At 59.0% G+C, this 24,162-nt stretch carries 20 protein-coding genes; 7 read left to right on the top strand and 13 right to left on the bottom strand.

What is annotated here, in order from left to right; all coding sequences use genetic code 11:
* Nucleotides 1-11: 11 nt before the first annotated feature.
* From PYK22_RS09675 to PYK22_RS09715, 9 genes are all read right to left on the bottom strand, one after another.
* A complete protein-coding gene (locus PYK22_RS09675) occupies nucleotides 12-3,395 on the bottom strand; it encodes a TonB-dependent receptor (RefSeq protein ID WP_041976715.1) in 3,384 nt (1,127 codons plus the stop codon).
* Nucleotides 3,396-3,834: 439 nt separating this feature from the next.
* Nucleotides 3,835-4,080, bottom strand: a complete 246-nt coding sequence (locus PYK22_RS09680; protein ID WP_157770803.1) for a carboxymuconolactone decarboxylase family protein — start codon at nucleotides 4,078-4,080, stop codon at nucleotides 3,835-3,837.
* A 36-nt stretch (nucleotides 4,081-4,116) separates the two neighbouring features.
* A complete protein-coding gene (locus tag PYK22_RS09685) occupies nucleotides 4,117-4,398 on the bottom strand; it encodes a carboxymuconolactone decarboxylase family protein (RefSeq protein ID WP_041976721.1) in 282 nt (93 codons plus the stop codon).
* Between the two features lie 137 nt (nucleotides 4,399-4,535).
* Nucleotides 4,536-5,171 carry a response regulator gene (locus PYK22_RS09690; RefSeq protein ID WP_041976723.1) on the bottom strand — a complete coding sequence of 212 codons (636 nt, stop codon included), beginning with the start codon at nucleotides 5,169-5,171 and terminating at the stop codon, nucleotides 4,536-4,538.
* A 9-nt stretch (nucleotides 5,172-5,180) separates the two neighbouring features.
* A complete protein-coding gene (locus PYK22_RS09695; RefSeq protein ID WP_041976725.1) occupies nucleotides 5,181-8,255 on the bottom strand; it encodes a sensor histidine kinase in 3,075 nt (1,024 codons plus the stop codon).
* A gap of 200 nt (nucleotides 8,256-8,455) precedes the next feature.
* Nucleotides 8,456-9,271, bottom strand: a complete 816-nt coding sequence (locus PYK22_RS09700) for a class I SAM-dependent methyltransferase (protein ID WP_041976727.1) — start codon at nucleotides 9,269-9,271, stop codon at nucleotides 8,456-8,458.
* A 141-nt stretch (nucleotides 9,272-9,412) separates the two neighbouring features.
* The gene (locus PYK22_RS09705) at nucleotides 9,413-10,723 is read right to left on the bottom strand and encodes a carboxypeptidase-like regulatory domain-containing protein (RefSeq protein ID WP_041976731.1); all 1,311 of its coding nucleotides are present in this window, start codon (nucleotides 10,721-10,723) and stop codon (nucleotides 9,413-9,415) included.
* A gap of 201 nt (nucleotides 10,724-10,924) precedes the next feature.
* Nucleotides 10,925-11,674, bottom strand: coding sequence for a 7-cyano-7-deazaguanine synthase QueC (gene queC / locus PYK22_RS09710; RefSeq protein WP_083437762.1), 750 nt, complete (start codon nucleotides 11,672-11,674; stop codon nucleotides 10,925-10,927).
* Nucleotides 11,675-11,710: 36 nt separating this feature from the next.
* Nucleotides 11,711-12,370: a radical SAM protein gene (locus PYK22_RS09715; protein ID WP_041976732.1), complete on the bottom strand. Its 660-nt coding sequence runs from the start codon at nucleotides 12,368-12,370 to the stop codon at nucleotides 11,711-11,713.
* A 488-nt stretch (nucleotides 12,371-12,858) separates the two neighbouring features.
* On the opposite strand from PYK22_RS09715, the gene PYK22_RS09725 reads away from it, so the two are divergent.
* From PYK22_RS09725 to PYK22_RS09735, 3 genes are all read left to right on the top strand, one after another.
* Nucleotides 12,859-14,256 carry a M28 family metallopeptidase gene (locus PYK22_RS09725; protein WP_041976739.1) on the top strand — a complete coding sequence of 466 codons (1,398 nt, stop codon included), beginning with the start codon at nucleotides 12,859-12,861 and terminating at the stop codon, nucleotides 14,254-14,256.
* A gap of 222 nt (nucleotides 14,257-14,478) precedes the next feature.
* Nucleotides 14,479-16,632, top strand: coding sequence for a DUF1800 domain-containing protein (locus tag PYK22_RS09730; protein ID WP_060635533.1), 2,154 nt, complete (start codon nucleotides 14,479-14,481; stop codon nucleotides 16,630-16,632).
* A 37-nt stretch (nucleotides 16,633-16,669) separates the two neighbouring features.
* On the top strand, nucleotides 16,670-17,926 hold the full coding sequence (locus PYK22_RS09735) for a DUF1501 domain-containing protein (protein ID WP_211197667.1): 1,257 nt from the start codon (nucleotides 16,670-16,672) through the stop codon (nucleotides 17,924-17,926).
* A gap of 64 nt (nucleotides 17,927-17,990) precedes the next feature.
* Here the strand turns inward: PYK22_RS09735 and PYK22_RS09740 are convergent, their stop codons facing one another.
* Nucleotides 17,991-18,665: a Dph6-related ATP pyrophosphatase gene (locus PYK22_RS09740; protein ID WP_041976743.1), complete on the bottom strand. Its 675-nt coding sequence runs from the start codon at nucleotides 18,663-18,665 to the stop codon at nucleotides 17,991-17,993.
* Between the two features lie 120 nt (nucleotides 18,666-18,785).
* Nucleotides 18,786-19,592: a cyclase family protein gene (locus tag PYK22_RS09745; protein ID WP_041976745.1), complete on the bottom strand. Its 807-nt coding sequence runs from the start codon at nucleotides 19,590-19,592 to the stop codon at nucleotides 18,786-18,788.
* 283 nt (nucleotides 19,593-19,875) lie between these two features.
* On the opposite strand from PYK22_RS09745, the gene betB reads away from it, so the two are divergent.
* The 4 genes from betB to PYK22_RS09765 all read left to right on the top strand — a co-directional run bounded on the left by betB (nucleotide 19,876) and on the right by PYK22_RS09765 (nucleotide 23,007).
* Complete coding sequence (gene betB / locus PYK22_RS09750) at nucleotides 19,876-21,354, top strand: betaine-aldehyde dehydrogenase (RefSeq protein WP_041977234.1); 1,479 nt, start codon at nucleotides 19,876-19,878, stop codon at nucleotides 21,352-21,354.
* A gap of 122 nt (nucleotides 21,355-21,476) precedes the next feature.
* Nucleotides 21,477-21,824, top strand: coding sequence for an OB-fold nucleic acid binding domain-containing protein (locus PYK22_RS09755; protein ID WP_060635534.1), 348 nt, complete (start codon nucleotides 21,477-21,479; stop codon nucleotides 21,822-21,824).
* A 67-nt stretch (nucleotides 21,825-21,891) separates the two neighbouring features.
* The gene (locus PYK22_RS09760) at nucleotides 21,892-22,383 is read left to right on the top strand and encodes a hypothetical protein (protein ID WP_041976748.1); all 492 of its coding nucleotides are present in this window, start codon (nucleotides 21,892-21,894) and stop codon (nucleotides 22,381-22,383) included.
* Nucleotides 22,384-22,539: 156 nt separating this feature from the next.
* A complete protein-coding gene (locus PYK22_RS09765; protein ID WP_157770804.1) occupies nucleotides 22,540-23,007 on the top strand; it encodes a zinc ribbon domain-containing protein in 468 nt (155 codons plus the stop codon).
* A 41-nt stretch (nucleotides 23,008-23,048) separates the two neighbouring features.
* Here PYK22_RS09765 and PYK22_RS09770 read toward each other — a convergent pair whose 3' ends face one another.
* Nucleotides 23,049-23,282, bottom strand: coding sequence for a hypothetical protein (locus tag PYK22_RS09770; RefSeq protein WP_041977239.1), 234 nt, complete (start codon nucleotides 23,280-23,282; stop codon nucleotides 23,049-23,051).
* Between the two features lie 20 nt (nucleotides 23,283-23,302).
* Nucleotides 23,303-23,542 (bottom strand): hypothetical protein, encoded by a 240-nt coding sequence (locus PYK22_RS09775; protein WP_041976752.1) that lies wholly within the window; start codon nucleotides 23,540-23,542, stop codon nucleotides 23,303-23,305.
* Nucleotides 23,543-24,162 lie beyond the last annotated feature (620 nt).

Below are 24,162 nucleotides of genomic sequence, written 5' to 3' on the forward strand. Positions count from 1 at the left end.
TCTATCATCGCTCAGAATGAAACTCGCAAGCTGAGCTGAACTTCGCGCCCCGGCGTCGCCGCTTCCGTGATGGTGCCGAATTGCGGCGTGTTGACGAACCGGTTCGGCGTGCCGAGGTTGGTATGATTGAGCGCGTTGAAGAGTTCGGCGCGGAACTGCAACCGCAGCTTCTCCGTCAAATTGAAATCGCGTTGTAAGGCGAGGTCGAGCGTCTGTAAGCCTGGGCCGTAGACCGAATTCCTTCCCACGTTGCCGAAAGTATACGCCGGCGGAGTGGTGAAAGCATCGGGATTAAACCACCGATCGGCTGTGCGCGTGCCTGGACCGAAGACTGGTTGCCCCGTGTAGTTGGCGCGAATCGGATTGTCGCCGAGCAGCGTTCCAGCGTTGGCCGTATCGCCGAAGACCGAGATGGTGAACGGATATCCTGTTTGGGCTTGGTAGATGGCCGAGATCCGCCACTCGCGGGCTAGCGTCTGCAACCAACCGGAGCGGCCCCAAGCGGGGATGTCATAAACCAAGCTCAACGCAAACCGATGACGTATGTCACACGCTGGACCTTTCTCCGCCGCAAGGTTGGAGTTGTTCTGCGGGAGCGGAGATTCGGACATCGGCGAACGAAAGTCGGGCGCATCGCTCAGATTCTTCGACCAAGTGTAATTGGTCAAGAAGGTCAGACCGCGCGCGTAGCGTCGGCGGACGTTAACGTAGCCAGCGTTGTACCAACTCTGCGCCGAGTTTTCGAGCAGGTTGATGCTGCTCACGGGGAAGGTCGTGCTGACCACCTTGACGTTGTCCGGAATAACCGTGCCCGGGACGAAGCTGATCGTCTTATAGGGGCGCCGTGGTCCGATCGGCCCCGGTCCGGGCGGCGCGTTGTTGATCAAGTGGGCGCGTTGCAGATGAACGCCGTGCGAACCTAGGTAGCCGAGTTCCAACGTGGTCGTTGAGCTGAGGCTTTTTTCGACCGAAAGGCTCCATTGCTGAATGTACTGGGCCGGAGCATGCGGTTCGAAGGCGGCGAAGCTGACCACCGTCTGGCCCAGCACCGGATCGGCGAAGTTGAAATGCGAGGCGATCAATGCCGCCGAAGGGATGAAGTTATCGCTCTGCTGCGTTTCGGGGAAGACGTACGGGACGTTGTGCCGTTGATTGCACCACGTGTTCATATCCACCGGGGTGAAGAAGATGCCGAAAGCCGCATGCACGACGAAGCCATATCGCGGGCTGTGGTGAGATAAACCGACGCGCGGCGCGAAATTGAGCTTATTCGGATAGAGCAAGCCTTTAGGATAGCCCTGTTGGCCACCGATGAAGGCCATCAATTGGCCGTCGCGAAAGATGAGGTTCGAATTCGTGTAGCGAATATCGCGCAGCGGGCTCATGTACTCGTAGCGTAGCCCAAGCTGTAACGTCGTGTTGCGCGTAAGCTGAAAGCTGTCCTGGATGAACGCATCGGCGTACCACTGGCGAAGCTGCATCTGCGGAATGCCCGCTTGCCGCTGCTTGACGACAGGCAAGCCGAGAAGGAAACTGGCGAGCGCCGAACCCGTGCCGTCGTTCGTTCCGGTGCGCGTCGTAAACCCGCTCGTGAACTGGTAATAGCCGCGATTCTGGAAGAAGCCCCACATGGGCCAGATGTAGTAGCGGAAGCTACCGCCGAACTTCAGGCTGTGGCGCCCTTTTTGCCAGCTCAGCAGATCGCGCAGTTCGAGCAACGTGTCCCAAGCGCGCGTCGGCGTGGCGAGATACTGGTCGCCCATTGGCGTGTAGCCTTGTACCTGAAAATATGGCGCGCCCCAGGCTCCTGGTCCGCCGAAACCGACGCCGCGAATGCCGAGTTCGCTAACGATGTCGTTCTTGTCGCTGTTCTCCGAGTAGCGATGCATCGCCAATCGGCTGATGGCGATGGCGGCCATGTTGACCATGTTCGGATTGAAGATGTGGTTCCACGCGATGTTGCCGTGCTGCGAGAGGTTGTCATGGAAAGCGCCGAAGCCGGGGAGCCCTTCTGGCGTGAAGCCGCGCTCCTTTCCGAAGGAGTAACGGAAGAAGAGCGTATCGCCTTGGTTGAAAGTATGATCTATGCGGAACGTGCCTTGGTCGTTGTGGTGCCGCTCGTTGCGCACATCCAAGTAGTTATTGCAATCCATCCCTTGACCGACGACCATCGGCGCGCCCATCATCGTCATCGCCATGTTGCACATGCCCATCTCCAAGTTCGGGCGGGGAACATACTTTCGCAGGAAAAGCGCCGCCGCTGGATCGATCAGCTCTGGTGGGATGACGTTATTGGGAAATGGGTCGCGGATGATCTGCGGGTTGTTGGGGCTGACCGGTTTCGTCGGGTCGAAGTTCGGATTCGGGCGCGTCGTAAATGGATTGTAGATGGTCGTCCCGCTCATGCTGAAATCGCCCATGATCTCCTCTTCGGTCGGGACGGTGAGGATCTGTGTGATCGCGCGCGTGTGCCGCAGCCCCTCGTAGTTTGCGAAGAAGAAGGTCCGGTTCCGAAGGATCGGACCGCCGAGCGAGCCGCCGAAGTTATTTCGCACGAGATGTTTCGCCCCTTCCATCTCATTGAACGTGCGCGCATCGAGCGCGTCGTTGCGCAGGAAGTTGTAGATCGTGCCATGAAATTCGTTCGTCCCGGTGCGCGTGACGATATTAATCTGTCCGCCGCCGGCGCCGCCCATCTCGGCTGAATAGCTTCCAGTCTGAACCTTGAACTCCTGCACGGCGTCAGGCGAGGGCATGAAGTTGGGCGTGTTGAAGGTCGGATCGGTGTTCGTGCTGCCGTCGAGCAGATAGTAGTTCGCGTTCGGGCGGTTGCCGCTGATCGTCAGAGCGGCGCGCTGGCCCGGTCGCCAATAGAGCGGATTGGCGTTGCCAGCTTGCGCGCCATGCCCGGCGTGCGCTCCCGGGACGAGGAGCACGAGATCCGTGAGCAAGCGCCCATTGAGCGGCAGATTGCTGATCGCCGTCGGTTCGACGACCTCGCCGACGCTCGCATCGTTCGTGCGTAATACTTCGATCTGAGCCTGCACATCGACCGTCGTGCTGACAGAAGCGAGATTGAGCTTAAGCTCGAGCGTCATCTGTTGCCCGACCTCGAGGCGCAGATTCTGGACCAGCGGAGCGAATCCCGTGGCCTTCACCGTCAGCGTGTAATCGCCGGGAAGCAGACCAGTGATTTGAAACATGCCTTGCTCGTTGGTGGTCACTTCGCGCCTCGTCCCCGTGCTCTGTGAAACGAGTTGTACGGAGGCGCCCGCGATGACCTGCTGTTGCGGATCGAAAACGCTCCCGCTCAGGACCGCGTAATTGCTCTGCCCGAATGCTGGCAGCGCCGCCATCGAGCAGAGGATCAGGGATAGAAAGATGAGGCTGCGCATAGCACTATCTCCGTTAAGTATCGATAATCGCGCTTGGCCCTTATCGGCCTTGGGTTGCCAAAAGGGGATGATTCTTGCTCGATCGTCTTTGTCGATCGATCGAGCAAGAATCATCTGGTTCGCTTCGCACTCTCAGTAGGGCTCGATCTTTGCAGTGAGGTTGTCGGTATAACGCGAAAAGCTCTCGCGCGCATCAAACCAAAGTGAAGAATTCGGTTATAACTTTGGTTATAACTGCGCTAAGACCCGATTCGGAAGGATAGGAAGCGTTGCTGCTCGATCGCGAAAGCGCCTCCCACTTTAGATCATAGCGACGCCGTGGGCCAGAGCAGGTTTAAAATCTCTATCCCATTTGCCTGAAGCTCGCGAGAGCGATGTCAATCTCGAGCGATTCACGCGCAGAGCAGGTTTAAAATCTCTATCCCATTTGCCCGAAGGATCACCGGCCCACGCCGAGCGCATCGGCGACGCGGTTAATATAGTTGAACCATGCCGCGATCAGCGTTATCTGCAGGATCGCCGTATCATTGAACCCGACCTTGCGAAGTCGTTCGTGGAACTCGGGCGTGATCTGTGTCGCATCGCGCGTCAGTTGCTCGACGTACTCGCACATCGCCCGTTCGGCTTCGGTGATGGGCGCGCGACGATAATCTTCGCGCAAGGCTTCGACCAGTTCATCGTCCAAGGTCACTCGCCGCAGAAACTCTGCGTGAGAGGTCAGTCAATAGTGGCAGCGGTTTGTGGCTGACACTACGGTGGCGATCATCTCGTGCTGTCTGCGCGAGAGCGGCAGCTCCGGCGACATCAACGCGCTGAAGGTGGAGAAGGCGTGATAGAGCGCGTGTGGAATGAGCGTATGCGAGGAGATGATCGATTCGTTGATCGGGCTCGCTTCGGGAACGGGAGTTTCGTATTCGCGGGGATAGGAAGCGCGAACTTCCTGTAGAATCCGCCGCAGCTCTTCGTCTGCGTTCTCAAAAGGTATGGTTTCGATCCAAGCCATCTTCCGATCCTTGCAACCTTCGAGATGGAAATGCCGTTGCTCCCTTTCAACCCTTTCGTCCGCGGATGTGTAATTGAAGTCTGAATTTATGTCATCGAACTTAAGGCGGAGCGCGGGTTATTACTTTGGTTATAAGTTCAGTCGAGATGGATAAGACCGTGTTGCAGGGCGAAGATGGCGGCTTGCGTGCGATCGCTTACGCCCAGCTTGCTCAGTATGTTGTTGACATGGATCTTCACCGTCCCTTCGCTGACATGAAGCGCGGCGGCGATCTCTTTATTGCTCTTACCATCGACGATCAGGCGTAGAACTTCCATTTCGCGCGCCGTCAGTTGATCGCGGTTCATCCGTTCGGCCAGCCGCGTGGCGATCTCTTCGGGGATGCGGCGGAGTCCGGCATGCACGGCGCGGATCGTCTCGAGCACGTTCTCGCGCAGCATGCTCTTCAGCAGATAGGCGCGGGCGCCGGCTTGCAGTGCGCGGTAGATGTCCTCATCGCCATCGTAAGAGCTGAGGACGATCAAACGGGCGTCGGGGAATTCGCGGCGGATGAGCGCGATCGCTTCGATCCCGTTGACTTCCGGCATGCGCAGATCCATCAACGCGATGTCGGGTCTATGCTGACGGAAGAGTTCGACGGCCTCCTTTCCCGTCGAAGCCTCTGCGACCACGCTCATATCCGGTTGGGTGTTGATGAGGGCGAGGAGTCCCATGCGGACCACGAAGTGGTCATCGGCGATCAGTATGCGTATGCGCTGTCTCTCTTTGCTCATAAGGGCGGTTCAGGTGATCGGAACTGTGACTTTGACTTCCGTCCCCTCGCCGGGACGGCTACTGATCGCCAGTTGGCCTTTTATCTGTTTGGCGCGCTCGCTCATGTTGAGCAGACCGAAATGGCCGTTTCGGGCGAGCAAATCGTTCTCGGCTAAATCCCACCCGCAGCCATCGTCTTTGACGCGCAAGATCACTCGCTGCGGTTCGAAAGAGAGCTCGACGTCGATCCGTCGCGGGCGAGCGTGTTTGATGGCGTTCGTGATGGCTTCTTGCCCGATCCGCAGCAGGTTGCTTTCGACCGATTCAGCGAGGCGGCGCGGTGATCCGCTGATGTGCATCTCGACCTGAACGGTTGTGCCCGACGTCAGCCTCCGGGCGATTTCGGAAAGCGCCTCCGCCAGATTGCCGTTCTCAAGGATCGGCGAGCGTAGATCCCAGACCAAACGGCTGGCTTCGGCAAGGCTGTAGCTTACCATACGTTGCGCGATTTCGAGATGCCTCTTCGCCATTTGAGGCGATTCGGCGAGCGCTTTTTCCATCGCCTCGAGTTGCAATCCGATGCCGACGAAACCCTGTGCGAGCGCATCATGGATTTCGCGCGCCATGCGGTTGCGCTCGGCGAGCACGGCGGCAAAGCGCGCCTGCACTTGTTTGAGGCGCAACCGGTAGATGAACCAACCGAGCAGCAGAATCGCCACGCCGAGCAGCGAGTAGAACCAGAGCGTTTGATAGAAACGAGGTTTCAAGTGAAAGGCGAAGGATGCGCCCGCTTCGTTCCATATGCCGTCGTTATTACAGGCGATGACGCGAAACTTGTAGTTTCCGGGCGGAATGTTCGTGTAGCTTACGGTGCGCTTGGTTCCGGCGTCGATCCAATCTTTGTCAAATCCTTCGAGCTTGTACTTGAAACGCACCTTCTCCGGGGCGGCGAAGCTCAGTCCCGTATACTGGAATTCGATCCTGCTGGTGTTAGCAGGAAGCTCTGCGCGCTGCGTCGGATCATAGGCGGTGCCGTCGGCGATCACCTGTTCGAGGACGACCGAAGGGGGCGTGCGATTGATCTTCATGCTTTCGGGCGCGATGACGGTCACCCCCTTCATCGTTGGGAACCAGAGCCGTCCGTCGGCGCTTCGCCAGCCCGCCGGTTGGCCTCCATTGCATTCGCGGCTTCCCATCCCATCTTCCGTCCCATAGGAGATGGAATGGATCGCTTCGATCTTCCCTTCGGCGAAAGCGTTGAGTTCTTGGCGGTTGACGCGGAAGATACCTTTTGCGCAACTCATCCACAGATTGTTCTGCTCATCTTCTAAGATCTGATAAACGCAATCATCGGCCAATCCCTCGCGCGTCGTGTAGCTGGTGAGGCGCCCATCTTTGAGACGATTCAATCCGCCCCTTCGCGTGCCGATCCACAGCGCGCCTTCACGATCGCGATAGATCGCTCGCACGTTGTTATCGGATAATCCTTGCTCGGTCGTGTAGGCTGTGAATTTCCCATCTTTGAAAAGATTCAAGCCGCCGTTGCGCGTGCCGATCCACAAAGCGCCATCTGGAGTCGATTGGATCGCGAGCACCGCATCATCAGAGAGGCCATCGCTTGTCGTGTAGATCGTGAATTTGCCGCCTTTATATCGTGTAAGACCGCCGAGCGTGCCGATCCATAATTGACCATTCGAATCTTCATGAATGGCCCATATCGCGTCGCTCGATAGCCCGTCCTGAACGGTGTAGGTCCTGAATCGACCATCTTTGAAGCGCACCAAACCGCGAGGAGTGCCGATCCACAGCGCCCCTTCGTGGTCTTCGCAAAGCGCTCTGACCGTGTTGCTCGGAAGCCCGTCCTCGGTCGTGTAGACTGCGATGGAGCCATCCTTGAAACGGTTCAAGCCACCCGACTGCGTGCCGATCCAAATGCTGCCATCATGGCTCTGGTACACCGTCCAGACCATGTCGTCGGATAACCCATCGCGCGAGTCATAGGTGATGAACTTGGTATCTTTGAAAACGTTCAGTCCGCCCGCTTCGGTCCCAACCCATAGATTGCCTTCGCGATCTTCATAGATCGCTAGGATGACGTTGTTGGAAAGCCCATCGCGAGCGGTGTAGACATCGAACCTGCCATCTTTGAAGCGCGTCAATCCTCCCGCCGTCCCCAACCAGAGATTGCCGTCGCGGTCTTCGCGGATCAGCATCACGCTGTTGTCAGAAAGGCCATCTCGCGTCGTGTACGAGATCAATCTCCCCTCTTTGAAGAGACACAGACCGCCGTCGGTGCCGATCCACAAATTGCCCGCGTGATCTTCGCACAGCGCCCAGACCATGTTATTGGCGAGACCATCTTTGGTCGTATAGGTCGTGAAGCGGTCGTCTTTGAAGCGGACCAGCCCGCCCGACGTGCCAAACCATAGATCCCCATCGCGACTTTGCAAAACCGCCGTCACCGTCCCAGCGGGGAATCCGCTTTCGATCCCGTAGGTGGTGAATCGTTCGCCATCGAAGCGGGCCAACCCGCCGCTCGTGTTGATCCAGAGGGAGCCAGCGCGATCCTCATACACGGAGTTGATGCTGTTGCTTGGCAAGCCGTTTTTGATCGTATAGACATCGAAGCGCCCGTCCCTGAATCTGTTGAGCCCATTCAGCGTTCCTACCCAAATGTCCCCTCGATGGTCTTCGTAGATCGATCGAATGTTGACGTTCGATAGCCCTTCCGCTGTGGAATAGCAAACGAACCGCTGATCTTTCAGGCGGACCAGTCCCTTATCCGTACCGATCCATAGATTGGCCTGCCTATCTTCGTAAAGGACCTGAATGTTGTTGCTCCTTATCGCGGCGGTGTTCTGTTTATCGAAGACCGTGAAATGTAACCCGTCGAAGCGAACGAGCCCTTCATCGGTCGCCAACCAGATGTAGCCATCGCGGGTCTGCAGTATATCGCGCACGGTGTTTTGTGGCAGACCGTTCTCGGCCCGCCAAACGTCATGGATGTATTGAGCGATCTTCCGATCGGGCGCGAGGGCGAATATCTGTCTGGTCACGAGGGCGAGACAGGCGAGGCAGATCGCTTTTCTCGAAACGCTTCTCATCGTTCGACCCGCGCTATGCCGGCTTTGCTCGCAAGCTAGACAAAGTGTAACGGGAAGGCCGATTGAATGCAATCATCCCGGATCTGAGGCGAGAGGGCTTGGCCTAAAGTTTCCGATGCGACGAAGATCATCGCTTGCGCCCCCAAGGATGATGCGACCGAACTGGCCCAGCTGAGGATCGTTTCCGATGCTGACGAGGATCATCGCTTGCGCCCCGTGATGACGGTGGCCTTGTAAGTCAAAGGGAAGTCGGCGTGGTGGCGTTCTTCATCGATGAGCTGGGCGATTTCGCGCAAGATGGCGCTCCGTCGTTCGATCTCGGGGATCGGTGCCAGCCACTTCTCGAGAAGGAAGTGGGCGATGAAGGGAGAATTCAAAAAGTCTTCGCCTGAGTCGTAGCGAAACTCTTCGATGCGCGTGCGCGTCTTGATGTTTTTAAGGCCGCTCTGTTCTGCGATCTCTTCGAGGTGTGAGATCGTAGGTTGTTCGTTGATGAAGCGGCTGACCACGTCGGTCGCGATCTGATCGAGTCCGGCGCGATCGAGCGCTTCCCAGTAAATGGAGAAGAATTCGCCGAAGCTCGCGGCTGTCGTCGTTCCCAAAGCGATCAATCCATCATACGTTGCGACGCGCGCCGCTTCGGCGAAGATCTGCGGCAATCGCGCCGGTGTCGTAAGTGACGCTTCGGCGATGACCAGATCGAATCGCCCGGCGTCGAATCCAGTCTCTTCCATCGGCGCGACGCGGAATTTGACGCGCTCGGCGAGTTTCATCACGTCAGCTTTAGCCCGCGCGATCTCTAACCGTTCGGCGTCTTCATCGGTGCAGACAAGTTGCACATCCTCACTTGCGCGCTCCAGGAGCGCGAGCGCATGGCCGCCCGTTCCCGCCGAGATGTAGAGCACCTCGCCCTCTTCGGGAAGAGCTATGCTCTCATCGAGCAGCTCGGCGAAACGTTCCCCCCAATCCGGAGCGACGTAAAGATCATGGAGATAGGCCAGCTCTTTAGCATCCATCGGCGTGTTTCACATTATATCCTCTCTTCGAGGTTGCGAGCCATCTTTATCACGACAGGTGCGGCGCGCCGCAAGCTGCAAGAACAACGCGGCGAAGCTCGCTTATTTCGAGCTTCGCCGCGCGTCTTAGATGGAGATCTTTTACGGCCTGCGGCGACGAGTGCGACCGCCCGTGTTGGTTTCGTTGGTATTGGTCGGTTGCGCTTGTTGTTTGAGCGATTCGCTCAGATCTTGCGCCGTTTGCAGCGCTTGCTGTTTACGCTGATCGGTGTCTGGCGCTTTGGCGGCGAACTGTTTGAAGACCTCGATCGCCTCGTTGATCTTCGCCGGATCTGAGGCGAGCGCGATCCCCAGTCCGTAGAGCGCGTCTAGGTTATTCGGATTAGCTTGTAAAAGCTGTCTGTACTGAGCGATGGCTTCATCAACGCGCCCGGCTTGAAAGAGCGCATCTGCTAGGTTGACTTGCGCTTTCGCCTTTTTGGCCGGGTCCGTCTCCGCGGCGATGTATTCTTGGTAGGCTTTGATCGCCCCTTCGGCCATATCCGACAGGCCGACCTGCAGGGCCAAGCGATAGGATTCGGCGCGGCTCTCTAGATAGGGTAGTTCCTCGTTCTTCGGCTGGGCCGGACCGGCGGCGCCGCTAGCTTGTTCGGCGCTCGCGCGTTTAGCGAGCAACGCTCGTTGAGCTTCGAGCGCTTTCTCCGTCGCCTCGATCGAAGCTTTGAAATCGGCGACCGCCGCTTCGCGCCCGGTCTGGTCTTTGTTCTTCACGGCGGCGTTGTAGCGGTCCACGCCGCGCGCGCGCAGCGCCAAGGCTTTGTTGCGGTAGAAGACCGCTTGCTCGGGATCGGTTTGGATCCCTTGATCGTAGTAGCTGATCGCTTCGTCATATCTCTTCGCCGAGAAGGCATCGTTGCCGGCTTTGAGGATCTCGTTGAGTTTCGTGTTGAGCTCTTCGAGCCTCTTCCTTTCGGCCTCCATCTCGGCGCGCTTCTTCTCCATCTCCTCGCGTGCGCGCCGTGCCTCGGCGCTTTCCGGAGCGCCCGCCGCCCTTGCTGGCGCTTTAGCCATCAGAGCCCGGATCTGCTCCAAGGTCAACGTGCTGCCGTCGCCCGGTTCGAGCACGAAATCGTTCTCGGGGCTTTGGCTGATGCGCACGTCGCTTAGAAAGGTCGGTTGCGCGTTAGGCGCGCTGACGGCGATAATGTACGTGCCGGTCAAGGGGATGCCCGCGTAGATGTATCTCCCGTTCTTATCGGTCTTGGTCCGGTATTCGCCCTTGATATCCGTGCGATAGAAGATAACGGTCGCATTGGGCACCGGAACGGTCGTCCCATCGGGTTGCTTGAGCGTGACTTTTCCCGATGCCGTGACGACCTGCGCCGAAACCGAAGAGGCGCTCAAAGCGGTCAAGAGCGCCGCGATGACGATACTTAAGAATTTTGTGCGCATAGTTGTGGTCTCCTCTCGGTCGAGAAGATGATGCCGTTTGATCCCGCGTTTTGAGCGGGATCGCTCATCTTCTTAGGGTAACAGCACTTCATCAGCTTAGCACGTTCGCCAGCAAGCCCGAAGCGGCGCGCGCGATCTCCCTCTTGCGCATCTCGCTTATGATGTCCGGACGCGGGTCGCCGTTGCCGAGGCGGCGCGCGATCAATCGGCATACGGGATCGGGTCAGCGATGCCCGCTTCGCGAAAAGCGCGCAGCCTCAGGGCGCAGGAGTCGCAATGCCCGCAGGCGCGGTCCTCATTTCGATAACAGGACCACGTGAGCGCGAAAGGCGCGCCCAATTCGATGCCGCGGCGAACGATCGCCGATTTGCGCATGTGTATGACAGGGGTGCGAATCTCTATGCGCGTCTCCGGTCGCGTGCCGACATCGATCGCGCGTTGAAAAGCTGCATAGAACTCCGGTCGGCAATCAGGGTAACCGGAGGAGTCTTCCGCTACCGCGCCGATGTAGATGCGGCCTGCTCCCAAGACTTCGGCCCAACTTACAGCCGTCGCGAGCAGATGAGCGTTGCGAAACGGGACGTAACTGGTCGGGATCTGACGCGAAGCGAGGTTGGCTTCCGCCACCGGGATCCGTTCATCGGTCAGAGAGGATCCGCCGATGCGCGCCAAGCTTTCGAGCGAGACGGTCAATCTCTGCTCGACCCCGTAGAAATCGGCCAGATCTTCGAAAGCACGCCGTTCGCGGGCCTGCGTCCGTTGACCATAGGAGACATGAAGGAAAGCGAGCCGATCGTTCTCCTCGCGCGCGATCGCCGCCGTGACGCATGAATCCATGCCGCCAGAGACGAGGCAAACGGCAAAACGCGGATCCGAGGTCGTTCGACTCCCTTCGAATTCGCTTCCAACCTCTGTGACGGATTGATCGACGATCTCGTTGCTGCCGCCCATCTTTTGCACCTCGATTGGAACGCTATGCTCAAGGCGTTATACGCCGCGCGCTTCCGGCCCCCAGATGATTTTGTGCATTTGAAGTTGCATGCGCACGTCAAGGCCGCTCGAAATGATCCATTCGGCCATCATCTGCAGATCTACGGCACCCCACACGGGCGAGATCAAGATGGCGTGCGCGCGTCGCTCCAAATCGTAGCGCGCGATGATGTCGCGGGCGAAATCCCAATCGCCGCGATCCGCGATGACAAACTTCACCTCGTCCTTGTCGGCTCGCAGTCGTTCGAGATTCGGCCAATGGTTCCGCTCCGCCTCGCCCGAAGCGGGACATTTCACGTCGAGGATGATCGCTGCGCGCGGATCGACCTCTTCCGTGGAGAAGTAACCGCCCGTTTCGATCAACACCTCGTAGCCTTCATCGCAAAGGCGGCGGATAAGCTCGAGGCTGGCGCGCTGCGCTAACGGTTCGCCGCCCGTGACTTCGACTAAGCGGCAGTCAAACGCGCGCACTTGCTCGAGAATCGCATCGATCGTCATGCGCTCGCCGCCCGTGAAAGTGTAGGTCGAATCGCACCACACACAGCGCATCGGACATCCGGTCAAGCGCACGAAAGCGCACGGGCGCCCGGCATGGGTCGATTCGCCTTGAATCGAGCGGAATATCTCCGTGACGCGCAACGTCGACATGGTAACCATTTTTGACTCTAACGCACGCCCGCGCGGGGTGTCAAAACGGTTGAGTGCCAAAGAGCGCATCGGTGCTTCGTCGCGCGATCCGATCTCTCAAGTTTAAGTCGGATGCCAATCTCCGCGTGCGTTCGGTGAAGACGCATTCGAGGCAGCCCGCCGGTCGCCGATTTGAATCGGCTCCGCGCGTTCGGGGAAAAGACGGGCGGGCCTTGACGAATCCCGCCACCATCATCGGCTCCGCGCGCGCTCGGGGAAAACAATCGTTTCAAAGCGCGGATCGAGCCCAACTTCAGCGGTCCAGGCGCGCCAGCTTCGCGGAATCGAACCGAACGGTCCAGCCGATTCGCTAGGCGCTTGAAGCCGCGAGGGGTTAACTTCGCGATGCGAGATCTTCCTGCGGCGCTGCCGCGGTGTTGCCAGACTTTCATGTTTTCAGTTAACTTCGCGACGCGAGATCTTGCCTTGCAAATCAACGCTGGGGATAGACAGAGCAGATGAGAAGGCTTCTTTTCGTCATCGCGTTGATCGTCGCCGCCTCTTTGGAAGCGGGGGTCGCGCAGCGACGTGCTGTTCATCGCACGCCGAAAGAGATCGATCCGGAGATCGCACGCATGATCGCTGAGATAGATGCGCGACGGATCGAACAGACGGTGCGCAAATTGGTCTCCTTTGGGACGCGCAACACTCTCTCGGCGCAAGATGATCCGAAACGGGGCATCGGCGCAGCGCGCGACTGGATTTATGCGCAGTTTCTCGATATCAGCCGCACCTCGGGCGGTCGTATGACCGTCGAAAAGCAATCCTTCCTACAAGAAGCGCAACCGCCGCCGCGGGGGCGCGTCCCGCAGCCGACTGTGATCACGAATATCATCGCCATTTTGCGTGGCACCCAGCCGGAGTCCGCGGATCGCGTCTACGTCGTCAGCGGTCACTACGATTCGATGTGCGGCAGCCCCACCGATGCGACGTGCGATGCGCCCGGGGCGAATGACGATGCTTCGGGAGTCGCGGCGGTTCTCGAGATGGCGCGCGTCATGGCTCGGCATCAGTTCGATGCGACGATCATCTTCGCGGCCGTCGCGGGCGAAGAGCAGGGTTTGCTCGGTTCGACCTATTTCGCCGAGCAGGCGAAGCGGAAGGGGATGAGGATCGCTGCGATGTTCACTAACGACATCATCGGCAATACGCTCGGCGGAAACGGCGTGCGCGATCCTTTCACCGTGCGCGTCTTCTCCGAAGGTGTGCCGACAAGCGAGACGCCGGAGGAAGCCCGGGCACGTCAAAGCGTGGGCGGAGAGAACGACTCGCCATCGCGTCAGCTTGCGCGTTTCATCAAAGAGGTCGGCGAGCGTTACGTTCCGAGCATGCGCGTCTGGTTGATCTATCGGCGTGATCGGTATGGGCGCGGCGGCGATCACATTCCATTCTTGCAACGTGGTTATCCTGCGGTGCGTTTTACGGAGCCACACGAGAACTTCCGCCATCAGCACCAGAACGTGCGCACGGAGAATGGCATCGTTTATGGCGATCTGCCGGAGTTCGTCGATTACCAGTACATCGCGCGCGTTGCGCGCATCAACGCCGCGGCGCTCGCCGAGTTGGCGCGCGCGCCAGCGGCGCCACGCGACGTGCGAATCAACCCGCGCCCGAGCGACGACACAGAGCTCGAATGGGAAGCGAGCGTCGAGCCGGACCTCGCTGGCTACGAGATCGTTTGGCGAGAGACGACTGCGCCGGTGTGGACCAACTCACGATTCGTCGGGCGCGTCACGCGCTACACCGTGCGCGGATTGTCGAAGGACAACTACTTCTTCGGCGTCCGGGCCGTCGATCGCGCCGGGCATCGCAGCCCGGTCTCATACCCGCATCCGGCGGGCGCGCGACGTCAATAGGGAGCCACTGCGGCTCCCCTCGCGCTTCAAATCCGCCGTCGCCTTTTCGCCGCGGCTGTTTGTTCGGGTCGAAAGCAATTAGGGAGCTTGGCGAGCCAGCGAGGAAACTTTTTTCAACCGGTCGCCCGCGCAGTTCGTCTAAAATTGTGGTTGACGATAAGGCTCTCCCCAACGATCCTGCGGTTTGGGTTTCGTCCTTCGAAATCGAGGAGTCTTATAAGGATGGTAGCGATCGGATTCAACTTCCTAAGCCGAAAGGGCGTCGGACGCCGCGCGATGGCGCTCTTTTGCCTTTGGGCGCTCGTTTGGTCGTCGGTGGCGAATGCGGCCTCGGTGCAAGTGAATGCGGCAGGGCGGAAGCCGTCCGCGAACGCCGATGATGAACTGATCATTCACGTGCTGAACCGTTTGGGATTCGGCCCGCGTCCGGGCGATGTCGAGCGCGTGCGCGCCATGGGCATCGAGCGTTACATCGAAGAGCAGCTTCATCCTGAACGGATAGATGATTCGGCGACAGAAGCTCGACTCCAGAATCTGCAAGCTCCGTTCATGGCGACGCGCGAACTCTTGGCCAAATATCCGAATCCCGGACAGTTGATCCGCGTGCTCGATCGGCAAGGGAAATTGCCGCCCGATCTTGCCACGCTCCGCGATGAGTACAAGAAGCAGAACGGCGTCGCCTCCTCGAGCGAAACTTCGAAATCGACTTCCGCCGCTGGACCAGCAAATAATTCGCCAAAGCCGACGGGCGATTCGACGGTGAATGGTGGTGAAAAGAGCAAACGCGAGTTCAGACGGGATTTGAGGCAGTACTTTATCGAGAACGGGCTGTTGCCGCCGCAGCGGATCACGCAGGAGATGCAGGCGCAGCGGATCATCCGCGCCGTTTACAGCGAACGACAACTGCAAGAGGTGATGGTCGATTTCTGGATGAATCACTTCAACGTCTACGCCGATAAGGGATTGACACGATGGTATCTGCCCGAATACGAGCGTGAGGTGATCCGACCGCATGCTTTAGGCAAATTCCGCGATCTGCTTGTGGCCACGGCGCAAAGCCCGGCGATGCTTTTCTATCTCGACAATTTCCAGAGCGTCAGCCCGAATGCGCCGCCGCCGCGTCGTCAAGCGCTTTCAAGCGGCGAGGCGATGCGGCTCGGTCGGTTAGGGCTCGGCGCCGCTATTGGGAGAGGGCGCAACCTCCCGCGTTTGATGGAGCGTCAGGCCGCCATTGAAGCGATGAGGGCGGCACAGGCTGAGAGGAAGGGTCAGCCTCAAATGCGCCCGTCGCCGGCGCGGCGGCGCGGGATCAACGAAAATTATGCGCGCGAGCTGATGGAGCTGCATACGCTCGGCGTCGATGGCGGCTACACGCAGAAAGATGTCCAAGAAGTGGCGCGTTGTTTTACGGGCTGGACCATCTTCGATCCTTACGCCCTGTCCGGGTGGATGGTTTCGGAGCAGGGTGAGCCGCTGGCGCAACGCATCGCGCAGATTCTGAACGAGCGGGCTGGGAAGTTCGTCTTCAACCCGCGCATGCATGATACGGGCGAAAAGGTCGTTTTGGGCCACAAGATCCCCGCTGGCGGCGGCATCGAGGATGGTTTGAAAGTGCTCGATATTTTGAGCCGCCATCCTTCGACGGCGCGTTTCATCGCGACGAAACTCTGTCGTCGTTTCGTCAGCGATGATCCGCCGCAGTCTCTGATCGATCGCGTCGCGCAAGTCTTTCTGAAGACAGACGGGGATATACGCGAAACGTTGCGCGCGATCTTCACTTCGCCGGAGTTCTATGCGCCAGAGGCCCGCCGCGCGAAGATCAAGACGCCGTTTGAGCTGGTCGTCAGCGCCATCCGAGCGCTCGGCGGAGATACCGACGGTGGTCCGGCGATCCACAACTGGATCGCCCGCATGGGTGAACCGCTCTACCTATATCAAGCTCCGAACGGCTATCCCGACAGAGCTGATTACTGGGTCAACACGGGCGCGTTGCTCGAACGCATCAACTTCGCCATCGCGCTCGCCCATAACCGCATTCCGGGAACCCGCGTCGATGTGACGAAGTTGGTGCCCGAGTTCGCAGCCAAGAACAGTCTGACCGCGGAAGACAGGCGGCGGATCTTCGATCGCTTCGTCACTCTCTTTCTCGACGAGAAGATCTCGCCGCAAGCGCGCGAACGCTTGATCGCGCAGCTTGACCCGGCAGCGCCACAAGCGATCGGAGCGCAAATGGAGAGAACGGCTGTTCGATCGGTCGGCTCGGAGACGAATGGATCAAATCCTGCGGTGAGAAACGGCGGGATGACGGGCGCGCGCGCGGAGATCGCCCGCATCGCCGCTCTGGTCCTCGGTTCGCCGGAATTCCAACGGCAGTGAAAGATCGTCAAGCTTAACGAGGTGAAGTCCTATGAACATGAATCGAAGGTTCTTCTTGAAATCGGGCAGCATCGCGCTAGCGAGCTTCGGTTTGATGAGTTCAGCCCCATCCTTCTTGCAACGCACCGTCGCACAAGCGTTGAGCGCGAGCGGCGGAAGGCGGAAGACTTTGATCGCCATCTTCCAGCGCGGCGCGGTGGACGGTTTGAATATGGTTGTGCCTTACGGCGAAAGCGCCTATTACGATTATCGTCCGAACATCGCCATCCCGAAACCGCGAAGCGAGGATGGCGCGATCGACCTCGACGGGTTCTTCGGCTTGCATCCGGCGCTAGCGCCGTTCGAGCCTTTGTGGCGCGAGCAACGCTTAGCCATCGTTCACGCGGTTGGCTCTCCAGATTCAACGCGCTCACACTTTGACGCGCAAGACTACATGGAGACGGGGACGCCGGGGCGCAAGGGGACGCCCGATGGATGGCTCAACCGTCTGTTGCAAGCGCACAATGATCCGCACGCTACGCCTTTCCGCGCCGTCGCGATGACGCCCAACATGCCGCGCATACTTCAGGGGCGTGCGCCGGCTTTGGCCATCCAGAATCTCTCGGACTTCACCATCCGCACGGGCGGTAATGCGGCGGCTGGTGTGCAAAACGGATTCGAAGCGCTCTATGAGCAGTTGACTAACGATCGTTTGTTGAGCGCAGCGGGCAAAGAGACTTTCGAGGCCATCAGCTTTTTGAAGCGCGTCAATCCGAATCAATACAAGCCAGCGAACGGAGCCGTCTACCCGCGCGGACGCTTCGGCGATGCGCTGCGCCAAATCGCGCAGTTGATCAAGTCCGGCGTCGGCCTCGAAGTCGCTTTTACCGATATCGGCGGTTGGGATACGCACGTCAACCAAGGAGGGGCGCGCGGACAACTCGCCGCGAGATTGGAGGAGTTCAGCCAAGGCATCGCCGCGCTGGTCGCCGACCTCGGGCCGCTCATGGACGATGTCGTCATCGTGACGATGTCGGAGTTCGGGCGCACGGCGCGCGAGAATGGCAACCGCGGCACGGATCACGGGCACGCCAACGCCATGTTCGTCATCGGCGGAGCGACGCGCGGCGGTCGCGTCTACTGCGATTGGCCCGGGTTGAAAAGCGATCAGCTCAATGAGGGGCGCGATCTGGCGCTGACGACCGATTTCCGCGACGTGTTCGGCGAACTGGCCCAGAAGCATCTCCGGGTCACGGATCTGCGAACGATCTTTCCCGGATACACGCCGGCGAAGTTCCGCGGCCTGCTCAGCTAAGCGAAAGCCTCTTTGTCGTCCACTTGAGGCGCAGGTAGTTCACCTGCGCTCATTTTTTCTCCTCTCATGCTTGCGGCACCAGATCGCAGAAATGGAAACCATCACGTTCGACGCGCTCGCCGATGGTGAAACGGATGGCTTCCGAGAAGAGCGGCCCGTCATAAACGAAAGTGTGGAACTCTCCGTTCTCCCCGCATGGGTCGATGCCTTCCGGTAGATCGCGCAGAAAGCTCTCATCGTACTCCCGTCCGGTAAAGTGCGCTTCGAGTTTGCTCGCGTCGGCGCAGACGACGACGGCGCGAAAGCCGAGCTTGAGGAAAAGATGGGCACACTCGCGCGTATCGCGTCTCCAGAGCGGGAAAAGGGCCTCTATTCCAAGCGGGGCGAGCATCCGTTCGCGATATGCGCGCACGTCTTCGAGGAAGAGGTCGCCGAACGCGATCCGCATCACGCCGCGCTCGCGCCACGAAAGGAGCGCTTCGGCCATCGCCGCTTCGTATGTCCGGTTGTCGGCTCCTTTGGGGATGAGGACGCGATCCAACGGCAATCTCAAGCTGGCGCTTTGCGCCTCGAGCAGTTCTTGCCGCACGCCGTGCATGCTGATGCGCGCGTAATCGCGCGTCACGGTCGTCAGCAACGAAACTATCTGAAACTCCTCTGAGCGGAGAAGCTCATGGAGCGCGAGGCAGGAATCTTTGCCCCCGCTCCAGGCCAAGATGATCTTTGAAGGTCCCGTCATGGCAGTCGATCTACGCGCCTTTTGGTTGGCGATGCGGATCGTTCGAACGAATGATCATCGTGCGCTCGTCTAAACGCATGCGCGTATCGTCGCCACGTTGTGGGCCGTTTGAACGAAAGATCATTGGGCGCCCCCTTCGCTGATGATGGCGACGGCGCGAAGCGGACCGCCGCTCCCGCCAGCGATCTTCATCGGCAGCGCGACGACGATGAACCCTTTGGTTGGCAATCGGTCGAGGTTGGCGAGATTCTCGAAGGCTGGCACGTTATGTTCGAACAGTATCCGATGGCTTTCGAAAAGCTGCGATTGGCCATAGTCTATGCTCGCCGTGTCGAGCCCGATCGCTTTGATCGATCGCTTGCTCGTCAACCAACGCGCCGCTTCAGGGGCAAGTCCGGGGAAGTGGAGCTTAGCGACCGCTTCGGGCCCACGTTCATCGGTTCCCAAGTAGCTCGTCCGGTCCGGCCAGCGTTTCCCGTAGCCGGTTCGCAAAAGGACGATCGCGCCATCAGGGATCCTTCCGTTACGTTGCTCCCATGCTTCGAAGTCGGAGATGTTCACTTGATAATCCGGATTGGCGGCGCATTTATCGCTCACGTCCACGACGATCGCTCGCCCGATCAACTGTTCGATCGGGATGCGATCTACGGTGTTGCCGTTCGGCGCGAAGTGTTTTGGCGCATCGATATGCGTGCCGCCGTGTTCGGCAGTGCAGAAGTTGTTCGCGGCGTAATAGTAGCCTTTATCGGTGAAACCGTCCGAGACCTTTTCAAGTCTGAACGGTTCAGCGGTGGGCCAAAAGATCGTTTGCTCATCGTATGGGTGTGAAAGATCGATCATCGTCCCGCTGAACGCCGCAGATGGCGCGTGGCTCGATTTCGCGCAAGAGACGAAGAGGCACAGAGCGAAAGGCAGAAGGCGACGCATGTTCGATCTCCTTTCTTGGGCCGATGGGATCTTCGCTCTGGATATTACTCGCCGACGGGCCGAGCTGCAATGCTTTCGCCAGTCGGACGGATATGGATCGAAATCTTGATCCGAGAGATCGGTCATGAGCTTGCGCTTTTGTCATCTCGAGCCACGCAAAAATCACAAAGGGCATCTTGGACTCGGATCGCGCTCGGGTGCTACATTATGGGCGAAATCGTCCGACGAACGTTTCGTAAGGGGGGAAGAAGCGGTGTCAGCGCAGCAAGCGGAGAAATCGAGCATGCCTCGGCGTTATCAACTCTTCATCGGCGGTCAATGGGTCGACGCCGAGTCGGGAAAGACTTTCAACTCGATCAATCCAGCGACGGGAGAGGTTCTGGCCGAAGTGGCCGAAGCTGATAAGGCCGATATCGACAAGGCGGTCGAAGCGGCGCGGCGCGCTTTCGAAGGCAGGTGGTCCAAAGTGAGCGCGCGCGATCGCGGGCGGCTGCTTTACAAGCTGGCCCAGTTGATCGACGCACGGGCGAAGGAGTTGGCCGCGCTCGAAACGGCGGATAACGGCAAACCGATCCGCGAATCGCTCTATGTCGATCTGCCCGAGGTCGTCGAGCATTTCGAGTACTTTGCTGGGATGGCGACGAAGATCGAGGGCGAAACGATCCCCGTTCCGGGGCGCTTGTTCAATTACACGGTGCGCGAACCGGTCGGCGTCTGCGGCGCGATCATCCCCTGGAATTATCCGCTCGTGATGGCGGCTTGGAAGCTCGCCCCGGCGCTGGCGGCAGGCAACACGGTCGTGCTCAAGCCTGCGGAGCAGACGCCCGTGACGGCTTTGGAACTAGGCAGATTGATCCAAGAGGCTGGATTCCCCGATGGCGTCGTCAATATCGTCCCCGGTTTCGGCGAGACGGCGGGAGCTGCGCTCGCGTCGCATCCCGGCATCGACAAGATCGCTTTCACCGGATCGACCGAAGTCGGGAAGAAGATCGCGCGCGCGGCGGCTGAGAATTTGACCAAAGTCTCACTGGAGCTCGGCGGCAAATCTCCCAACATCATCTTCGCCGATGCCGATCTCGAACAGGCCGTCAACGGCGCTTTGATGGGCATCTTCTTCAATCAAGGACAAGTGTGCACGGCTGGGTCGCGCATCTTCGTCGATGAGAGGATCAAGGACGATTTCCTCGCGCAGTTTCGTGAGCGCGCCGAGCGAATCCGCCTCGGCGATCCGATGGACAAACAGACGCAGATGGGGCCGCAGGTCTCTGAAGAGCAGTTGAAGAAGGTGAAATACTATGTGCATCTGGCGCACGAAGAGGGGGCAACCTTGGTCACTGGCGGGGAACAACCGCAACTCGAAGGCGCGCTCGCGCGCGGCTACTTCTTCCGCCCGACGATTTTCGCCGACGTGAAGAATGAGATGCGCGTCGCACAGGAAGAGATCTTCGGCCCGGTCGCCGCCGTCATCACCTTCAAGGACGAGGAGGAGCTAATCGAACAAGCTAACCGGACCATCTATGGCCTCTCGGCGGGCGTCTGGACGCGCGACATCGTGCGCGCGCATCGTCTGGCGCGCGAAATCCGCGCGGGCGTCGTCTGGATAAACACCTACAATATCTTCAACGCCGCTTCGCCCTTCGGTGGATACAAGCAATCCGGGTATGGGCGCGAAATGGGCAAACACGCCATAGAACTGTACACACAGGTTAAAAGCGTGTGGATCGATCTGTCGGGAAGACCGCTTGGCTGGTACAGTCGGTAGGCGAGAGGAAGTCTTGGCTGGTTCGGCAACGAAATGCGTGAGGCCGTTCATCACAGACGTGAAATCTTCTCTCCCCCGATCGAGTCCTACGAGCAGAACTTTGGAGGTCGAGGAGAAGATTCATGATCAAGCATTGGAAGACCATCGCTTTCTCGTTCGTCATCGCATCCGTGCTCTTACTGACCGCTTGCCCGAATCGCACGACGATCGCTAAGATCAACGCCGATCCCGGGCGTTATCAGAATAAGGAGGTGGCGATCGCCGGCACCGTAACGAACAGTTACGGCGCTTTAGGGATGGGCGTCTACGAACTCGACGACGGCACTGGGCGAATGTGGGTCGTCACGCGACGCGGCGTGCCCGCGCGCGGCGCGCGCGTCGGAGCCGAAGGGCGAATACAAAACGGTTTCAGCTTCGGTGGGCGAAATTTCGGCACCATCCTCGAGGAGAGCAAGCGGAGATCGGGTTAGGCGATCCCGTGGCATAGAGATTGCCAGTCACTCTTTCCAGCAACTGGCGAGGGGGCGCGCAAGGGTGATGTCGGTCGCGGCAGAAAGAAGATTAATCGAGAACCTCGATCAACAATTCGCGCGGCTGCATGAGAGCACTTGCGCGCTCACCCGCCTGATCCCCAAGGAGAAGCTCTACTGGCAACCGCGTGCGGCGCAGTGGTTCCCCGTCTATTCCTGCGGTGAACATATTTTGCGCAGCGCCGCGGCCATCGAACAGACTTTCGGCGGCATTACGGCGAATCTTTGGGATGATCCATTCGAATGGACGCTGCCGGAGAATCTTCCGACGCCGGAAAGCGTCATCGAATACCTCGTGGAAGTCGAAGAGACGAGGAGGCGAGGATTCGCTTCCTTCCGTTCCGATGAGGATCTCTTCCGTCAAATAGCGGTCCCTTCCGGACAGTTGCAACCGCTGCTTGCGCTCTTGACCGAAACATTGATGCGCGCGGCCCACCATCAGGGCCGGGCATTTGCCACCTTCAGGCTCTTCTCCGATGAGCGCCTCCCTCGTATCTGATTGCGCCTATGTGACCGCATGAGGACAACGCTGTCGCATCTTGTTAACATTCAGAATCGTAATTTTTAGGAGTATAGTGTGAGACAGACATTGCGTCTGAATATGACTTGGGCGCCCAACGTCGAGACCCGCGTTCGGCGCACTGGGAGGATAAAGATGTTTTGCCCGCGCTGTGGTCAGCCGTTCAACGACGAGGGCCATTTCTGTTCTCGGTGTGGCTTCCTTTTGGATGGGGTGCGTTTGCTGTTGGCCGACGATGGGGCGCTCCCCATACTGCAGGAATCGCCGCGCCGACGCGGCGTGCGGCATGGGGCGATCGTCATGCTGAGCGGATGCGTGATCACGCCTTTGCTCGCGGTCCTAAATGAATTGATGGCCCTGCCGGATGCATTGGTCGCTTTCGCCGCCGTCATCTTCTTCGTCGGCGGTTTGATGAGGATCCTCTACGCGCTCGCCTTCGAACCCGGAGGCTTGCGTTTGCCATCGGCGAAGACGCCCGTCATCTCGTCGCCCCCTGATGGGGCGCTGAGCAACAGATTGCCCGCCCATCCGCCGAGCGTCACCGACAAAACGACGAAACTATTCGGCGGAAGCGAAGTGGAGCGCATTGGGAGAAGAGATTGAAGTGGGCGGATGTTTGCCTGAACAAACATCCGCCGTGGAATTCAAGCGCGGTCCTGTACGACGTTCAGACCTGCTCGACGGGCACAGTGCGCGCAACAGTAGAAAGCGTCGCCGATCTCCACGCCATGGCCGACGATCTTGCACCCGCAATGTTCGCAAGTCGGGGCCAAAGCGTGGATCGCACACTCGAAGCTATCGAAGGTGTGCGTGCGACCGCGCATGATCACTTGGAAGGTTTTGTCGTAGTCATTACCGCAGACTTCGCATTGCGCCATCTTCATACCTCCCGCTTCAGTCATCCTGTAGCCGTGCTCTTGGCTTGCTCTTCGAGTTGGCGTGAAAGCAGTTGGATCGCGCGTTTGGCGATTCGCTTGTTCTGATCGCAGACCTCGTGGAAAAACTGCACGAGCTCCTGATCGTTGCTCTTCTCCGCATCGCGAACGTACTGCTCGTAAGTCTCAGCGCCTTGTAGCGCGTGGTAGATAATGCTCACGAGGTTATAGACGGTATCCTTCGTCCCTGTGCTGGCAGACATCTCTCTTTGCCCTCCCTTTCAGAGATCTTCCTTACGAATCCAGGGGGACTGAGAAGAAACGGGTCTGACTGAGAGGTGATCTTACGCCATATGCGCCGTGCAAAGATCGCGTGCGCTTGATGCATGATAGCACTGGAAGGGGAGGAAAGCGATAGGAATTGGCGTCGCCGACCAATTGGTGCCGAGGGCGGGATTCGAACCCGCAAGGCCTTTCGGCCAACGGATTTTCTTACCACTACGGCTTTCGCCGCCCGCGCCCAAGCGCGGTTTGTGGTCTGGACGATGCCTTCTCCATGCATCGCACGCGCGATGTTTAGGAGGGAGCCGTCTCGTCTCTACACTTTGTTGGGTTCGATCGAACCCAACCTTAGCTCGGCGTTGCCATCAGCGCAAGCTGAGAAGGTTTCGCCGACTTTGACTCCATTCACCCCGGAGTTTCCTGCCGAAGTGCTCAAATTGACTTCAAGTCCGTCGCGTATGCCATTTCCGCCACCCCGGCACCGTTGGCAGATGATACCACGCAACCGGTTCGGGGCCAAAAAGCATGGACGCCGTGAACGCTCACTGTCGGGAAGACAAGCCCATAAGGCCAATTTTCGGCCTCTGTCCGGGGGGAAGGC

Origin of the sequence: Pyrinomonas methylaliphatogenes (assembly GCF_000820845.2) — a bacterium.
In the GTDB taxonomy this organism is placed as follows: Bacteria; Acidobacteriota; Blastocatellia; order Pyrinomonadales; family Pyrinomonadaceae; genus Pyrinomonas; species Pyrinomonas methylaliphatogenes.

Coding starts and splice junctions, on each gene's coding strand:
- PYK22_RS09675 (WP_041976715.1), bottom strand. CDS start 3,395: ATGCGCAGCCTCATCTTTCTATCCCTGATCCTCTGCTCGATGGCGGCG.
- PYK22_RS09685 (WP_041976721.1), bottom strand. CDS start 4,398: ATGGCTTGGATCGAAACCATACCTTTTGAGAACGCAGACGAAGAGCTG.
- PYK22_RS09690 (WP_041976723.1), bottom strand. CDS start 5,171: ATGAGCAAAGAGAGACAGCGCATACGCATACTGATCGCCGATGACCAC.
- PYK22_RS09695 (WP_041976725.1), bottom strand. CDS start 8,255: ATGAGAAGCGTTTCGAGAAAAGCGATCTGCCTCGCCTGTCTCGCCCTC.
- PYK22_RS09700 (WP_041976727.1), bottom strand. CDS start 9,271: ATGGATGCTAAAGAGCTGGCCTATCTCCATGATCTTTACGTCGCTCCG.
- PYK22_RS09705 (WP_041976731.1), bottom strand. CDS start 10,723: ATGCGCACAAAATTCTTAAGTATCGTCATCGCGGCGCTCTTGACCGCT.
- queC (WP_083437762.1), bottom strand. CDS start 11,674: ATGGGCGGCAGCAACGAGATCGTCGATCAATCCGTCACAGAGGTTGGA.
- PYK22_RS09715 (WP_041976732.1), bottom strand. CDS start 12,370: ATGGTTACCATGTCGACGTTGCGCGTCACGGAGATATTCCGCTCGATT.
- PYK22_RS09725 (WP_041976739.1), top strand. CDS start 12,859: ATGAGAAGGCTTCTTTTCGTCATCGCGTTGATCGTCGCCGCCTCTTTG.
- PYK22_RS09730 (WP_060635533.1), top strand. CDS start 14,479: ATGGTAGCGATCGGATTCAACTTCCTAAGCCGAAAGGGCGTCGGACGC.
- PYK22_RS09735 (WP_211197667.1), top strand. CDS start 16,670: ATGAATCGAAGGTTCTTCTTGAAATCGGGCAGCATCGCGCTAGCGAGC.
- PYK22_RS09740 (WP_041976743.1), bottom strand. CDS start 18,665: ATGACGGGACCTTCAAAGATCATCTTGGCCTGGAGCGGGGGCAAAGAT.
- PYK22_RS09745 (WP_041976745.1), bottom strand. CDS start 19,592: ATGCGTCGCCTTCTGCCTTTCGCTCTGTGCCTCTTCGTCTCTTGCGCG.
- betB (WP_041977234.1), top strand. CDS start 19,876: ATGCCTCGGCGTTATCAACTCTTCATCGGCGGTCAATGGGTCGACGCC.
- PYK22_RS09755 (WP_060635534.1), top strand. CDS start 21,477: ATGATCAAGCATTGGAAGACCATCGCTTTCTCGTTCGTCATCGCATCC.
- PYK22_RS09760 (WP_041976748.1), top strand. CDS start 21,892: ATGTCGGTCGCGGCAGAAAGAAGATTAATCGAGAACCTCGATCAACAA.
- PYK22_RS09765 (WP_157770804.1), top strand. CDS start 22,540: ATGTTTTGCCCGCGCTGTGGTCAGCCGTTCAACGACGAGGGCCATTTC.
- PYK22_RS09770 (WP_041977239.1), bottom strand. CDS start 23,282: ATGGCGCAATGCGAAGTCTGCGGTAATGACTACGACAAAACCTTCCAA.
- PYK22_RS09775 (WP_041976752.1), bottom strand. CDS start 23,542: ATGTCTGCCAGCACAGGGACGAAGGATACCGTCTATAACCTCGTGAGC.